The following is a 13,816-nucleotide window of genomic DNA, read 5'->3' as shown; positions in this document are numbered from 1 at the left end:
CGGCCGGGCCCGTCAACCGTGCGACAAGGCCCCCGTCCGGGGAACTACGCTGTCCGCCGTGACAGAACGGCTGCCGCTCTTCCCGCTGAACACCGTGCTCTACCCGGGCCTGGTGCTGCCCCTGAACGTCTTCGAGGAGCGCTACCGCCGTCTCGTCGCCGATCTGCTCGAACAGCCCGAGGACACCCCCCGGCGGTTCGGCGTGCTCGCGATCAGGGACGGCCGGGAGGTCGCCCGGGTCAGGCCCGAGGAGGGCCCGGCCGGTCCGCTGGACGGCCTCGGCACCGTCACCGGGGACCCGCTGGAGGCGGTCTTCCAGGTCGGCTGCGTCGCCGACATCGCCTCCGTCCAGCACCAGCCGGACGGCCGCTACGAGCTGCTGGTCACCGGCACCACCCGGTTCCGGCTGCGCTCGGTGGACGTCTCCGGCCCGTACCTGACCGGGGAGACGGAGCTGATCGAGGAGCGCCCGGGCGAGGGCTCCGGCGCGCTGGCCTCCGAGGTCGAGCGGGCGTTCCGGGTCTACCAGAAGCGCCTGGCCGGCGCCCGCGAGGCGAGCACCGTCGGCCACCAGGAGCTCCCGGACGACCCCCAGGTGCTCTCCTACCTGGTCGCCGCCGCCTCGGTGTTCGAGACCCCGGTCAAGCAGCAGCTGCTCGCCTGCCCGGACACCGCCCAACGGCTGCGCGCCGAGCTCGACCTGCTGCGCCGCGAGTCGGCCGTCCTCAGCTGGCTGCCGTCGCTGCCCGCGGTCGACCTCACCCGCCAGTCCTTCAGCCCGAACTGACCGAGGACCCCAAGGACCTCAAGGACCCCGAGGACCCCGCATGGCCAAGAAGACCAGGAAGGGCGGCCAGGGCACACCCGCCACCGTCGCCCTGGAAGCCGCCGCCGTCCCGTTCACGGTGCACGCCTACGACCACGACCCGGCCGCCGCCTCGTACGGCGGCGAGGCCGCCGAGGTCCTCGGCATCGCCCCCGAGCGGGTCTTCAAGACCCTCGTCGCCGACGTGGACGGCGCCCTCACCGTCGGCGTGGTCCCGGTCGCCGGCCAGCTCGACCTCAAGGCCCTGGCGGCGGCCGTCGGCGGCAAGCGCGCCGCCATGGCCGACCCGGCCGCCGCCGAGCGCAGCAGCGGCTACGTCCTCGGCGGCATCTCCCCGCTGGGCCAGCGCCGGCCGCTGCGCACCGTCGTCGACGTCAGCGCGCTCGGCCACCCCACCGTCTACGTCTCGGCGGGCCGCCGCGGCCTCGAAGTCGAACTGGCCCCCACCGACCTCGTCGCCCTCACGAGGGCTGACACCGCCCCCATCGCCCGCTGAAGCACCGTCCCCGGGGGAATGCCCCTCCCCGGGGGAAAAGCGAGGGCGCGGGGCCGGTGCGGGACGACCCGCACCACCCCGCGCCCGACCACGCTCAGCGCTCCGTACCGCTCCCCGGACCGTTTCCGGCGCCGCTGCCCGCACCCGGCCCGGCCCACGGCCCGGCCGGCGCCTCCGCGGAGGGCCCCGCCGAGGGCCCCGTCGGGGGCATCACCGGGGGCCCCGCCAGCGGAGCCTGCGCCACCGGTGCCCAGTACGGCGGCGGGTCCTCCTCCCGCTTCCCGAACGCGGCCGAGAGCAGGAGCAGCACCACCATCGCCGTCATCGGCCAGACCAGCAGCGCCCCCAGCGCCCCCAGGTCGATGCCCGCGTCGAAGTGCCCGCCGTTGCCGACCCGCCGGGCCTCGCCGATCAGGTCGCCGCTCGGCCCGAGCCACCGCCCGATCCGCCAGGCCCCGATCGATCCGAGCAGCCCGCCGACGGCCAGTCCCAGCGCGACCGCGATGCCGCCGCCGCGCCGCCGGGTCACCAGGAAGGCGCCGAGCGCGGTCAGGATCCCGGCCCCCAGGCCGATCAGCACGAACACCGCGTCGGCCCCGGCCCGCTGCTCGCCCTCGGGGTCGGCGTAGAGGATGCGGTCGCCGTCCACCAGCAGCGGCACCTTCGGCGCCAGCCAGGCCCACAGCCCGGCCATCACCAGACCGGCCACCAGGCAGGCGACCACGACGCCCGCCCCGACCCGGACCTCCGGCAGCAGCCGCCGCCCCAGCGGGATCGTCCCGTGCCCGAGGGCGGTGGCCCCGTACGGCGGCGCGAACGGGTCGGGCGCTGCGTCCGGCACCGCCTGCACATCGGCGGGCGCGGGATCCGGAGGTGTGTTCGGTACGGTCACGCGCCCCATCGTTTCACGACGGCCACCCGGACGACCCACCCGTACCCGCCACCGTGCCCACCGGTCGTGGGCCCGCTACGCGACGCCCGGCCGCGGGACGCCCTACCGCGAGACCGCCCGCCGGTACGCCCAGGTGGCGACGGCCAGCGACACCACGCCCACCCCCGCGCAGACCGCCAGGTCCACGAGCACCATCGCCCAGTCCGGGTCCGGCGCGAAGGTCCGCGCGAAGGCGTCCACCCCGTACGTGGACGGCAGCAGGTCCCGCAGCCACTGCACCGGCTGCGGCAGGTGGTCCACCGGCAGCACGCCCAGCAGCAGGGCGGCCGACATCCCGAGCTGCCCGAGCATCGTCGCGAGCTCCTGGCGCGGCGCCAGCAGCCCGCAGGCCGCCCCCAGCCCCGACAGCGCGGCCCCGGCCAGCGGCACGACCGCCAGCAGCACCCACAGCTGCCCGAGCGGCAGCCCGAACATCACCGCCCCGAACGCCGCCGTGGCGAGCGTCCCGGGCAGCGTGAAGGAGGCGTACGCGGCGGCCGTCCCCAGCACCACCGAGGCGGCCGGCACCGGCAGCGTCGCATAGTGGTCGAGCCCGCCGGTGGCCCGCAGCTTCCCGAAGTACTGGGCGAGCAGGTTCAGCGCGACGAACGCCACCACCAGCACGCTCGACCCGGCGACCACCGACCGCGCCGCCGAGGACTGCCCGGCGTCCACCACGCCCCGCATCATCACCAGGATGCCGACGGACTGGAAGGTGGCCACGAACAGCAGCGGGATGCGCGCCACCCGCGCCCGGGCGAGCTGCGCCCGGTACACGGCCGCGAGCGCCGGCAGCAGCCTGGCCGCGGGGGCGAGCGGGGCGGGGGCGGCCGTGGACCGGTCGGTCCGCGGCGGCACCGAGAGCAGCGTCACTTGGCCAGTCCTCCGTGGCGGCCGCCCAGCTTGAGGTAGGCGTCCTCAAGGCTCGGGGTGGCGAGGGTGAAGTCGTCGAGCGCGGCGAAGGCCGGGCCGGTGGTGACGGCGGCGACCAGTTCGCGGGCCTGCTCGGGGGTGGTGCGGACGGTCCAGCGGCGCCCGGTGCACTCGGCCCGTTCGCGCAGCGCGGCGACGGCGGGCACGCCGAGCGGCGCCTCGTCCCGCCAGACCAGGTCGAGCCGGACGTCGCCGTCCACCAGCGCCTTGAGCCCACCGGGCGTGTCGCAGGCGATCACCCGGCCGTCGTCGACCACGGCGACCCGGTCGAGCACCGTCTCGGCCTCGATCACGTTGTGGGTGACGAGCAGCACCGTCGTCCCGTGCTCGGCGCGCCGCCGGTCCACGGCGCTCCACACGGCCCGCCGGGCTACGGGGTCCATGCCGGTGGTGGGCTCGTCCAGGACGAGCAGCGGCCGCTCCCCCACCAGGGTGGCCGCGAAGCATGCGAGCCGCCGCTGTCCGCCGGACAGCTTGGCGAGCGGCCGGGCGGCGATCGGCTCCAGCCCGAGTTCGGTCAGCACGTCGGCGGCCGCGCCGCGGGCCTGCGCCCGGGTGAGTCCGCGCAGCCGTCCGGTGGTCTCGGCGGCGAGCGCGACCGTCAGCTCGTCCAGCGCGGTGGATTCCTGCCCGAGGTAGCCGAGCAGCCGGGCGGCCCGCTCGGGGTGCCGCACGATGTCGTGGCCGAGGAGTTCGACGGAGCCCGAGTCGGGGCGCAGCAGTCCGGTGAGCTGGCGCACCAGCGTCGACTTGCCGGCTCCGTTCGGCCCGAGCAGCCCGAAGACCTCGCCCTGGCGGACGGTGAGGCTGATCCCGTCGTTGGCCCGGATCTCGGTGGCGGCCGCGCCGCGTCCGCTGCGGTAGGTCCTGACCAGGTCGCGCACGGCCACGCACGGCAGGGGTTCCTCGGGTGCTCGCCCCGCCGTCTCGCTCACGACCGAAGACTCTACGCGCTCATACGGGCGAACCGGACAACGGGGCCCCGCCCGCGCCCGGGCCGCCGACCTGGCGGGTCGTCCGCCGGGCCGCCGCGGCCCTCGGACCCCCTCGGTCGTCGCGCCGCCCCGGCCGTCGGGCCCGCTCCGTCCGCCGCCCGGCTCAGTCGTCGACGACCATCGACCCGCCCGGCACCCGCGCCGCCAGTTCCTTCCAGAACCCGGCCCGGATGGCGTAGCGGTCGTGCTCGTCGATCTGGTCGTCCTTGTGCGCCAGCAGCCCGAAGCGGGCGGCGTAGCGCAGCAGCTCGCCGTCCACCCGGTGCGGGATGCGCGGGTAGTCGGGCCAGAGCATGGTCAGTCTTTCCGCGTCGCCGACGCGTTCGCTCCAGCGGCGGGCGAAGACCTGCCCGACCTCGTGGGCGTCGCCGCCGATGGAGGTGATGTCCTCCTCGCGGTCGGCCCAGCGCTGCTCGGCGGTGGTGAGCTGGGCGAGGGTGGGCAGGCTGTCGCCGGCGGTGACGGCGGGCTCCGGGACGGGCCGGTCCACCCAGCCGCGGTCGGAGGACCAGCGCAGCACCGGCCCGGTCTGCGCGACGGCCCCGTTCCCGTTCACGCCGTGGCCGTTGCTGCCGTTCGCCACCGGGGTGAGCGCGGTGACCGGGGTGACGGAGGAGGCCCGCCCGGCCAGGTCCTTCGGTGTCGGTACGACCTTGAGCGCGGCCGCGGCCGGCTGCGGCTGTCCGTCGGTGGCGGGGGCGTCCGCCGGGGCCGCGGCCGTGGCCGCCGGGCGGACCACCGGCGGCACCACGGTGGGCAGCGGGGCGGCCGGCGGGGCGGCGAGGATCTTGGCGATCTCCTGCCGGGCCCCCGGGGCCGGGAACATGCTGGAGTGCTCCCGCAGGGAGAAGGACCCCTCGATCCACTCCCGGTCGAGCACCCGCCGCTCGTCCGCCTCGCCGACCAGGTCCTCGGACTGGTTGAAGTCGCCGTCGGCGGCCTGGAGGGCCCACAGGTGGACGGCCACCCCGTGCTCCTTGGCGGTCATCATGCCGGGCAGCAGGTCCCCGTCGCCGGTGATCAGCACGACGTCGGCGCAGGCCCGGTTGCGGGCGAGTTCGGAGAGTTCGGCGTGCATCGCGGCGTCCACGCCCTTCTGCACCCAGCGCCCCTCGGCCCGGGTGAGGGCGCCGAGCCGTACGGTGACCCGGGGCAGTACCCGCAGCCGCCGGTGCTCGGGCATCGGGCGCCGGTCGGGCGCGGCGTCGAACCAGTAGATCCGCAGCAGCGGCAGGCCTGTCTCGGCCTCGGCGCGTTCGCGCAGTGCGGCGATCAGGGCCGTGTGGTTCACGGTGACCTTGGAGCGGGACGGATCCCCCGCGAGCAGGCTGGCGGCGGCGCCCAGCAGATATCCGGCGTCCACCAGGACGACACAGCGGTCCATCGCGCACCTCTTTTCGCTCGCCCTCGGAATCAGTCGGGTGGGTCGATTCGGGAATGGGCGGTCCGCCCGCCGTCCGGGCGTGCCGAGGTGAGGGGCCCCCGTCGTCGCCCGATCGTTGGGTCACCTTTTACCCGCGGTTCGCCTGCCGAACCTCGCCGGTTGTCCCGGTAGCGCAACGGCCGTCCCAACGAGGAGCAAACAAAAGCGAAGGCGGGCCCCGTACAACGACGGGGCCCGCCCGAGGTCACGCGGCGGTGGTCCGGCCAATGTCCCGGCCGGTGGTTCACCCCGGTGGCGCTCAGCCGATGGGGTTCACCCGGAGGCGCTCAGCCCTTGAGCTCAGGGGCGCTCAGCCCTTGAGCTCGGCGGCGACCAGCTCGGCCAGCTGGACGGCGTTCAGCGCGGCGCCCTTGCGCAGGTTGTCGTTCGAGACGAACAGCGACAGGCCGTTGTCCACCGTCTCGTCGACCCGGATGCGGCCGACGTAGCTCGGGTCCTGGCCGGCGGCCTGGAGCGGGGTGGGGATGTCGGACAGCTCGACGCCGGGGGCGCCGGTGAGCAGCTCGACGGCCCGCTCGGGGCTGATCGGGCGCTCGAAGCGGGCGTTGATCTGCAGCGAGTGGCCGGAGAAGACCGGGACGCGCACGCAGGTGCCGGCGACCTTCAGCTCCGGGATGCCGAGGATCTTGCGGCTCTCGTGGCGGAGCTTCTGCTCCTCGTCGGTCTCGTTGGAGCCGTCGTCCACGAGGGAGCCGGCCAGCGGCACCACGTTGAAGGCGATCGGCCGCTGGTAGACCTTGGGCTCCGGGAACTCGACGGCGGCGCCGTCGTGGGCGAGCGCGGCGGCGCCGAGCTCCACGACCTTGGCGGCCTGGTCCTGGAGCTCCGCGACGCCGGCCACACCGCTGCCGGAGACGGCCTGGTAGGTGGAGACGACGAGCGCGGCCAGGCCGGCCTCCTCGTGCAGCGGGCGCAGCACGGGCATGGCGGCCATGGTGGTGCAGTTCGGGTTGGCGATGATGCCCTTGGGGCGGTCCGCGATGGCCTCCGGGTTGACCTCGGAGACGACCAGCGGGACCTCGGGGTCGCGGCGCCAGGCGGAGGAGTTGTCGATCACGACGGCACCGGCCGCGGCGACCTTGGGGGCCAGGGCCTTGGAGGTCGAGCCGCCCGCCGAGAAGATCACGATGTCCAGGCCGGTGTAGTCGGCCGTGGCCGCGTCCTCGACGGTGACCTCGGTGCCCTGCCAGGGCAGCGTGCGCCCGGCCGAGCGGGCCGAGGCGAACAGCCGCAGCTGCTCCACCGGAACGTTGCGCTCCGCCAGGATCTCGCGGACCACGCCGCCGACCTGGCCGGTGGCACCGACAATGCCGATCTTCATCTCCGACTACTCCTCTGAAAGGTGCTGTTCACAGCCGCACTCCGCCCATCATGCCTTGTCACGGGCGTCGTACGACCTGGCGTTCCACGACGTGAGAGTGCGCTAGTGGTCCAGACCACTGGCGAGGGCCAGTGCCGCCTCCACCTCGGCCCGCCCCGCCGGCAGCAGCGGCAGCCGCACGTCCGGGGTCGGGATCCGGCCCTGGGCGTGCAGCACGCCCTTGGTCACCGTCGGGTTCGGCGCCGTGAAGGCGGACAGCGCCAGCCCGGTCAGCCGGTGCCCGAGCGCCCGGGCCCGCGCCACGTCCCCGGCCTGCCAGGCCTCCGTCAGCTCGACGAACCGGGCGGTCGCCAGGTGCGCGGAGGCGAGGATGCCGCCGGCCGCGCCGAGCGCCAGCATCGGCGAGAGGAAGGCGTCCTCGCCGGTCAGGAAGGCGAACCCCTCGGGGGCGTCGGCGAGCAGCTCGGCGGCCGTCTGGTCCAGCCCGCCGGTCGCGTACTTGACGCCCACCACGCCCTCGATCGCGGCGAGTTCGCGCAGCGCGGCGGTGGAGAGCTGCTGCCCGGTGCGGTACGGGATGTGGTAGACGACCAGCGGCAGCGGGCTGCTCGCGGCCAGCGTCCGGAAGTGCGCGACCGTCCCGGCCTCGCCGGCCCGGACGAAGGACGGCGTGGTGACCAGCGCCGCCGCCCCCGGCACCCGCGCGCCGAGCGCGGCCAACGCCTCGCCGACGGTCCGGGTGTCGCCGCCGGAGGCGCCGACGGTCAGCTGGGCCCCCCGCGCGGCGCAGGCGGCCGCGGCGACGTCGACCACCGCGTCCCGCTCCCCCGCGGTCAGCGCGGCCGGCTCGCCGGTGGTGCCGAGGGCGACCAGCCCGGCCGCCCCGGCGTCCAGGACCTCGTGCGCGAGCTTCTCCAGCGCGTCGAGGGCGACGGAGCCGTCGGCGGCGAACGGGGTGATCAGGGGGACGTGGATGCCCTTGAGTTCCATGCCCACGATCCTGCGGCCCGCTGATCGCCCAGGTCCAGTTCACATTTCCGACGCTTCTCGTAAGCTCAGCCGATGCTCGGCTAGCCTGGACGGATGCTGGACGTCCGACGCCTGCGCCTGCTGCGCGAACTCGCCCACCTCGGCACCATCGCGGCCGTCGCCGAGGCGCTCTCCTTCAGCCCCTCGGCGGTGTCCCAGCAGCTGTCCGTCCTGGAGAAGGAGGCGGGCGTCCCGCTGCTGGAGCGCACCGGGCGGCGGGTCACCCTCACCCCGGCGGGGCGCAACCTCGTCCGGCACGCCGAGGCGGTGCTCGCCCTGCTGGAGCAGGCCGGTGCCGAACTCGCCCACGCCAAGCGGGGGTTGGCCGGTCCGCTGCGGATCGGCACCTACCCCTCGGCGGCCCGGGCGATCATCCCGGCGGTGCTCGCGGAGCTGGCCGGCTGGCACCCGGGGCTGGAGCCGATGGTCACCGAGGTGGACCCGGCGGCCGTCGGCGCGGCGCTGCGGGCGGGCGAGCTGGACGTGGCGCTGGTGCACGAGTACGACCTCGTCCCGACCGACCCGGAGCCGGGCCTCGCGGTGACCCGCCCGGTCTTCACCGAGCCCATGTACCTGGCCGCCCGCGTCCCGGGCACCGTCGCCGAGCAGCGCGGCGCGCCGTGGATCATGTCCTCGCCCGGCACGCTCTGCCACACCATGGCCGTCCGCGCCTGCGAGGCGGCGGGCTTCGCACCCCGCATCCGGCACCAGATCGACGACTTCACCACCGTGCTGGCCCTGGTGGCGGCCGGCCAGGGCGTCGCCCTGGTCCCCCAGCTGGGCACGGCCGGACTCCCGCCCGGCGTCGTCCTCACCCGCCTGCCGATGTACCGCCGCACCCGGGCCGCGTTCCGCGCCGGCGCCGGCTCCCACCCGGCCATCTCCGCCTTCGTCTCGGCGCTGCACACGGCCGTCCCCCCGGGCCTCGGCGGCGGCACCTGAGACGGGCCCCTCCCCCGTACGCGAAAGGCCCGGGTGTCCGCCGCAGCGAACGCCCCGGGCCTTCCGTCTCCGTCCTAGCCCGCCAGGCAGCTCGGCCCGAGCAGCTGCTTCAGGTCCCCGAACAGCGCCGGGTCGGACTTCACCCGGTGCCGGTCGAGCCGCAGCACCGTGGTCTTGTCGCGGCCCTCCAGCCGCACCCGCACCTCGGTGGTGCCCCGGTGGCTCCCGAGCACCTCGCCGAGCCGGGCCACCAGCGGCGGGGTGACCTTCGCGCTCGGGATGAGGATGGTGATCGGCGCCTCGGCGTGCGCGTTCGACAGGTCGGGGACGGACAGCTCCATCCCCATCAGCCGCGGCACGTCCTCCCGCTTGTCCAGCTTGCCGCGCACGAAGACGACGGCGTCCTCGGCCAGCTGCGAGGAGACCAGCTGGTAGCTGGCCGGGAAGAACATGCAGTCGATGGAGCCGGCCAGGTCCTCGACGGTCGCGATCGCCCAGGCGTTGCCCTGCTTGGTCATCTTCCGCTGGAGGCCCGAGATGATGCCGCCGATGGTGACGATCGTCCCGTCCGGCCGCTCCGCGAGGTCGGCCACCGCGCAGTCCGCCTTGTCGGCGAGCACGTGCTCGATGCCGTGCAGCGGGTGCGAGGAGACGTACAGGCCGAGCATCTCCCGCTCCTGGGTGAGCAGGAAGGACTTCTCCCACTCCTCCTCGGAGAAGACGACGTCCAGTCCGAAGCTCGGCTCCTCGGAGGCGGTGTCGCCGCCGAAGAGGTCGTACTGCCCGACCGCCTGCTTGCGCTTCACGTCGACGACGTTGTCGATCATCGGCTCGAACTGGGCGCTCAGGCCCTTGCGGGTGTGGCCGAGCGAGTCGAAGGCGCCGGCCTTGATCAGCGATTCGACGGTCCGCTTGTTGCAGACCACCGACTCCACCTTGTCCAGGAAGTCGGGGAAGGACGCGAACTTCCCCTTCGCCTTCCGGGTCCGGATCATCGAGTCGACGACCGGCCCGCCGACGTTGCGGATGGCGGTCAGGCCGAACCGGACCAGGGTGTCACCGTGCGGGGTGAAGTCCGAGTCCGACTCGTTGACGTCCGGCGGCAGCACCTGGATGCCCATCTTGCGGCACTCGTTGAGGTAGACCGCGGACTTGTCCTTGTCGTCCTTGACGGAGGTGAGCAGCCCGGACATGTACTCGGCCGGGTAGTTGGCCTTGAGGTAGGCGGTCCAGTACGAGACCAGCCCGTAGCCGGCGGTGTGCGCTTTGTTGAACGCGTAGCCGGAGAAGGGGACGAGGACGTCCCACACGGCCTGGATGGCCGCGTCGGAGTAGCCGCGCTCGCGGCAGCCCTTCTGGAAGGGGACGAACTCCGCCTCCAGGATCTCCTTCTTCTTCTTGCCCATGGCGCGGCGCAGCAGGTCGGCCTGGCCGAGCGAGTAGCCGGCCAGGATCTGCGCGGCCTTCTGCACCTGCTCCTGGTAGACGATCAGGCCGTACGTCGGCCGGAGCACCTCCTCCAGGGGCTTCTCCAGCTCCGGGTGAATCGGGGTGATCTCCTGCTGGCCGTTCTTGCGCAGCGCGTAGTTGGTGTGGGAGTTGACGCCCATCGGGCCGGGCCGGTACAGCGCCAGGACGGCGGAGATGTCCTCGAAGTTGTCGGGCTTCATCAGGCGCAGCAGCGAGCGCATGGGGCCGCCGTCGAGCTGGAAGACGCCGAGCGTGTCGCCGCGGGCGAGGAGTTCGTAGGTCGGCTTGTCGTCCAGGGGCAGATCAAGCAGGTTGATCTTGACGCCCTTGTTCTTCTCGATCGCCTTGACGGCGTCGTCCATGATCGTCAGGTTGCGCAGGCCGAGGAAGTCCATCTTGAGGAGGCCGAGGCCCTCACAAGTCGGATAGTCGAACTGCGTGATGGTGACGCCGTCGGTGTGCCGGGTCCAGACCGGGATGTGGTCGGTCAGCGGCTCGGCGGACATGATGACGCCGGCGGCGTGCACGCCGGGCTGACGGATCAGGCCCTCGATGCCGCGCGCGGTGTCGATGACCTTCCGGACGTCCGGGTCGTTCTCGTACAGCCCGCGGATCTCGCCGGCCTCGCTGTAGCGGGGGTGCGAGGAGTCGGTGATGCCCGAGAGCGGGATGCCCTTGCCCATCACGTCCGGCGGCATCGCCTTGGTGATCCGGTCGCCCATCGCGTACGGGTAGCCGAGGACCCGCGAGGAGTCCTTGATGGCGGCCTTCGCCTTGATGGTGCCGTAGGTGACGATCATGGCGACCTTGTCGGATCCCCACTTCTCGGTCACGTAGCGGATCACGTCACCGCGCCGGCGCTCGTCGAAGTCGATGTCGACATCGGGCATCGAGATGCGCTCGGGGTTGAGGAAGCGCTCGAAGATCAGGCCGTGCGGGATGGGGTCGAGGTCGGTGATGCCCATCGCGTACGCGACCAGCGAACCGGCCGCCGAACCACGGCCCGGGCCCACCGCGATGCCCTGGCTCTTGGCCCACATGATGAAGTCGGCGACCACGAGGAAGTACGCCGGGAACCCCATCTGGATGATGGTGTCCATCTCGTACTCGGCGAGCTTCTTGTGCTCCTCGTCGTACCCGTTCGGGAAGCGCCAGTCCATGCCCTTCCACACCTGGGACTTGAAGAAGTCCGCCTCGGACTCGAAGCCCTCCGGGATCGGGAAGCGCGGCATGAGGTTCTTGAACTTGAACATGCCCTCGGTGTCGACCCGGGAGGCGACGAGGAGTTGGCTGTTGCGGCAGCCCTCCTGCCAGGCGTCCGAGGAGTCGAGGGCGTACATCTCGGCGGCCGACTTGATGTAGTAGCCGGTGCCGTCGAAGCGGAAGCGGTCCGGGTCCGAGAGGTTCTTGCCGGTCTGGACGCAGAGCAGCAGGTCGTGCGCCCCGGCGTCGGCCTCGGTGGTGTAGTGCGAGTCGTTGGTGACGACCGGCGGGATGTCCAGCTTCCTGCTGATCTCCAGCAGCCCGTCGCGGACCCGCTTCTCGATGTCGAGGCCGTGGTCCATCAGCTCCAGGAAGTAGTTCTCCTTGCCGAAGATGTCCCGGTAGTCGGCGGCGGACTTCAGCGCCTCGTCGAACTGGCCCAGGCGCAGCCGGGTCTGCACCTCGCCGGAGGGGCAGCCGGTGGTGGCCATCAGGCCGCCGGACAGCTCGGCGATCAGCTCCTTGTCCATCCGGGGCCACTTCACCAGCCAGCCCTCGGAGTACGAGCGCGAGGTCAGCTTGAAGAGGTTGTGCAGGCCCTCCTTGTTCCGGGCCCAGATGGTCTTGTGGGTGTACGCGCCGGACGCCGAGACGTCGTCCCGCTTCTGGTGCGGCTGGCCCCACAGGATGCGCTTGGTGTTCGAGCGGGACTCCGGGGCGACGTACGCCTCGATGCCGATGACGGGGGTGATGCCCGCGTCGGTCGCCTGCCGGTGGAACTCGGCGGCGCCGTACATGTTGCCGTGGTCGGTCATGGCCACATGGGTCTGACCGAGGCGCTCGACCTCCTTGAACATCTGCTTCAGCCGGGCGGCACCGTCCAGCATCGAGTACTCGGTGTGGACGTGCAGATGCGCGAACGGCTGGTCGCTCAAGGCGGGGCCTCCGGAGGCTCTGGTGCTGATCTGGCTGGCCGGCGAACGCGCAGGTCACAGGGGGTTCCCCTGGAAATGGATGTGGCCCGGAGCGCCTCGCGGGGCCCGGGCCATCACTCACACGTTCACGCGTCCACTCTAGCCCTCTTCGAACGGCTTCCCGGTCTCTGGCGAAGGTGCCTAGGCCGGCCCGGCGAGTCGCGCCCCGGCGGCCTCGCGGACCTCCGGCTCCTCCATCGGATCGTCCCGCAGACGGGCGAGACGGTCGCGCACCTCGGGCCGGTCGGGGGCGTACTCGACGGCGAGGAGCCGGGCTCGCGCCTCGCAGTCCCACAGCGACTCGGTGTACGCCTCGGCCATGCCGGCGGCCCCCATCGCCGCCAGCGCCTCCAGGTAGTCGGCACGCTCGTACGAGTGCGGGGTCCAGAGCCAGAAACGGCGCAGCAGCGAGACCGCGTCGGCGGCCTCCGGCCCGAAGCGGGCGAGACCGCGCGCGAGATCGTCCGGGCCGCACCAGGACCGGTCCACCCACCGCCGCTCCAGTTCGGCGATCAAGCTCGGCACGTCATTCTCGTCACCGTGGGCGGCCAGCACGCCGAAGCCGATCTCGGCGAGCCACGCCCGCTCCGAAGCCGCCCACTCCCGGGCCGCCGGCACGGCCTGCCCGGCCAGCCGGTCGACGGCCTTGCCCAGCAGCGGCAGCGGTCGGATGCCGTCGGCGGCAGCGAGGGCGGGGACCAGCGGGATCAGCTCGGGCTCTGGCGGCCGGAGCGACAGCGCGAGGAGAGCGGTCGTCTTGGCACCGTCGGCGACTCCCGGGTCGCGCAGCAGGGCGAGTAGAGCCGCGTTGTCCCGGTCCGGGTACGGGTCCACGCGTTTCGCGGGGTGGCGCGGGGCCGGACCGTCCCCCTCGGAGATACGGTCCGGCAGCGCCCGCCGGGCTTCCTCCGAACCGCCGAGTGCCAGCAGCTCCAGCACGCCGGTGGCCCGGTCCCGGGTGTCCTCGTCACCGGACAGGAAGTCCACCACCGGGGCGACCGGGAGCTCCAGGTCCAGGATCAGCCGGGCCAGGTAGAGGTGTCGGTCGTCCACCTGCCGGTCCCAGCGCCAGTCCCAGCGGATGCAGCCGTGGACGAGTTCGGCGACCGCCGCCGGATCCTCGGCGGCTATTCGCGCGCCCTGGCCCCGGCCGCGCTGGAGGAGGCCGAGGAGGGTGGTCGGCGGCGCGTAGTGGTCGCTGTGCATGGGGTCCATCGTGCCGCAGCCCCCGGCGCGTGGGCGGCGGGGGCTG

At 73.4% G+C, this 13,816-nt stretch carries 11 protein-coding genes; 3 read left to right on the top strand and 8 right to left on the bottom strand.

What is annotated here, in order from left to right:
* Positions 1-49: 49 nt before the first annotated feature.
* Both ACLWS4_RS05240 and ybaK read left to right on the top strand, forming a co-directional pair.
* A complete protein-coding gene (locus tag ACLWS4_RS05240) occupies positions 50-787 on the top strand; it encodes an LON peptidase substrate-binding domain-containing protein (protein WP_181970799.1) in 738 nt (245 codons plus the stop codon).
* 40 nt (positions 788-827) lie between these two features.
* Positions 828-1,322: a Cys-tRNA(Pro) deacylase gene (ybaK, locus tag ACLWS4_RS05235; RefSeq protein WP_416873462.1), complete on the top strand. Its 495-nt coding sequence runs from the start codon at positions 828-830 to the stop codon at positions 1,320-1,322.
* Positions 1,323-1,416: 94 nt separating this feature from the next.
* On the opposite strand, the gene ACLWS4_RS05230 is transcribed toward ybaK, so the two are convergent.
* The 6 genes from ACLWS4_RS05230 to ACLWS4_RS05205 all read right to left on the bottom strand — a co-directional run bounded on the left by ACLWS4_RS05230 (position 1,417) and on the right by ACLWS4_RS05205 (position 7,936).
* Complete coding sequence (locus ACLWS4_RS05230) at positions 1,417-2,214, bottom strand: ABC transporter permease (RefSeq protein ID WP_416873461.1); 798 nt, start codon at positions 2,212-2,214, stop codon at positions 1,417-1,419.
* Between the two features lie 102 nt (positions 2,215-2,316).
* Positions 2,317-3,126 carry an ABC transporter permease gene (locus ACLWS4_RS05225; protein WP_416873460.1) on the bottom strand — a complete coding sequence of 270 codons (810 nt, stop codon included), beginning with the start codon at positions 3,124-3,126 and terminating at the stop codon, positions 2,317-2,319.
* Positions 3,123-4,121, bottom strand: a complete 999-nt coding sequence (locus tag ACLWS4_RS05220) for an ABC transporter ATP-binding protein (RefSeq protein WP_234348270.1) — start codon at positions 4,119-4,121, stop codon at positions 3,123-3,125. Before ACLWS4_RS05220 ends, ACLWS4_RS05225 begins: the two co-directional genes overlap by 4 nt.
* 163 nt (positions 4,122-4,284) lie before the next feature.
* Complete coding sequence (locus ACLWS4_RS05215) at positions 4,285-5,565, bottom strand: NYN domain-containing protein (protein ID WP_049650375.1); 1,281 nt, start codon at positions 5,563-5,565, stop codon at positions 4,285-4,287.
* A 349-nt stretch (positions 5,566-5,914) separates the two neighbouring features.
* Positions 5,915-6,946 (bottom strand): aspartate-semialdehyde dehydrogenase, encoded by a 1,032-nt coding sequence (locus ACLWS4_RS05210; RefSeq protein ID WP_416873459.1) that lies wholly within the window; start codon positions 6,944-6,946, stop codon positions 5,915-5,917.
* Between the two features lie 102 nt (positions 6,947-7,048).
* Positions 7,049-7,936 (bottom strand): dihydrodipicolinate synthase family protein, encoded by an 888-nt coding sequence (locus tag ACLWS4_RS05205; protein ID WP_416873458.1) that lies wholly within the window; start codon positions 7,934-7,936, stop codon positions 7,049-7,051.
* A gap of 93 nt (positions 7,937-8,029) precedes the next feature.
* On the opposite strand from ACLWS4_RS05205, the gene ACLWS4_RS05200 reads away from it, so the two are divergent.
* Positions 8,030-8,917 (top strand): LysR family transcriptional regulator, encoded by an 888-nt coding sequence (locus tag ACLWS4_RS05200; RefSeq protein WP_049649550.1) that lies wholly within the window; start codon positions 8,030-8,032, stop codon positions 8,915-8,917.
* 74 nt (positions 8,918-8,991) lie between these two features.
* Here ACLWS4_RS05200 and dnaE read toward each other — a convergent pair whose 3' ends face one another.
* Positions 8,992-12,525, bottom strand: a complete 3,534-nt coding sequence (dnaE, locus tag ACLWS4_RS05195) for a DNA polymerase III subunit alpha (protein WP_416873457.1) — start codon at positions 12,523-12,525, stop codon at positions 8,992-8,994.
* 180 nt (positions 12,526-12,705) lie between these two features.
* Positions 12,706-13,770, bottom strand: a complete 1,065-nt coding sequence (locus ACLWS4_RS05190) for a hypothetical protein (protein ID WP_416873456.1) — start codon at positions 13,768-13,770, stop codon at positions 12,706-12,708.
* Positions 13,771-13,816 lie beyond the last annotated feature (46 nt).

Source organism: Kitasatospora sp. SC0581 (genome assembly GCF_048159585.1).
In the GTDB taxonomy this organism is placed as follows: domain Bacteria; phylum Actinomycetota; class Actinomycetes; order Streptomycetales; family Streptomycetaceae; genus Kitasatospora.
The sequence above is the reverse complement of the archived record's forward strand: the minus strand, read 5'-3'. Positions and strand labels throughout refer to the sequence as shown.

What these genes read in the sequence shown, in the direction of transcription:
- ACLWS4_RS05200 (WP_049649550.1), top strand. Translation starts at nt 8,030, where the DNA reads ATGCTGGACGTCCGACGCCTGCGCCTGCTGCGCGAACTCGCCCACCTC.
- ACLWS4_RS05215 (WP_049650375.1), bottom strand. Translation starts at nt 5,565, where the DNA reads ATGGACCGCTGTGTCGTCCTGGTGGACGCCGGATATCTGCTGGGCGCC.
- ACLWS4_RS05205 (WP_416873458.1), bottom strand. Translation starts at nt 7,936, where the DNA reads ATGGAACTCAAGGGCATCCACGTCCCCCTGATCACCCCGTTCGCCGCC.
- ACLWS4_RS05190 (WP_416873456.1), bottom strand. Translation starts at nt 13,770, where the DNA reads ATGCACAGCGACCACTACGCGCCGCCGACCACCCTCCTCGGCCTCCTC.
- ACLWS4_RS05210 (WP_416873459.1), bottom strand. Translation starts at nt 6,946, where the DNA reads ATGAAGATCGGCATTGTCGGTGCCACCGGCCAGGTCGGCGGCGTGGTC.
- ybaK (WP_416873462.1), top strand. Translation starts at nt 828, where the DNA reads ATGGCCAAGAAGACCAGGAAGGGCGGCCAGGGCACACCCGCCACCGTC.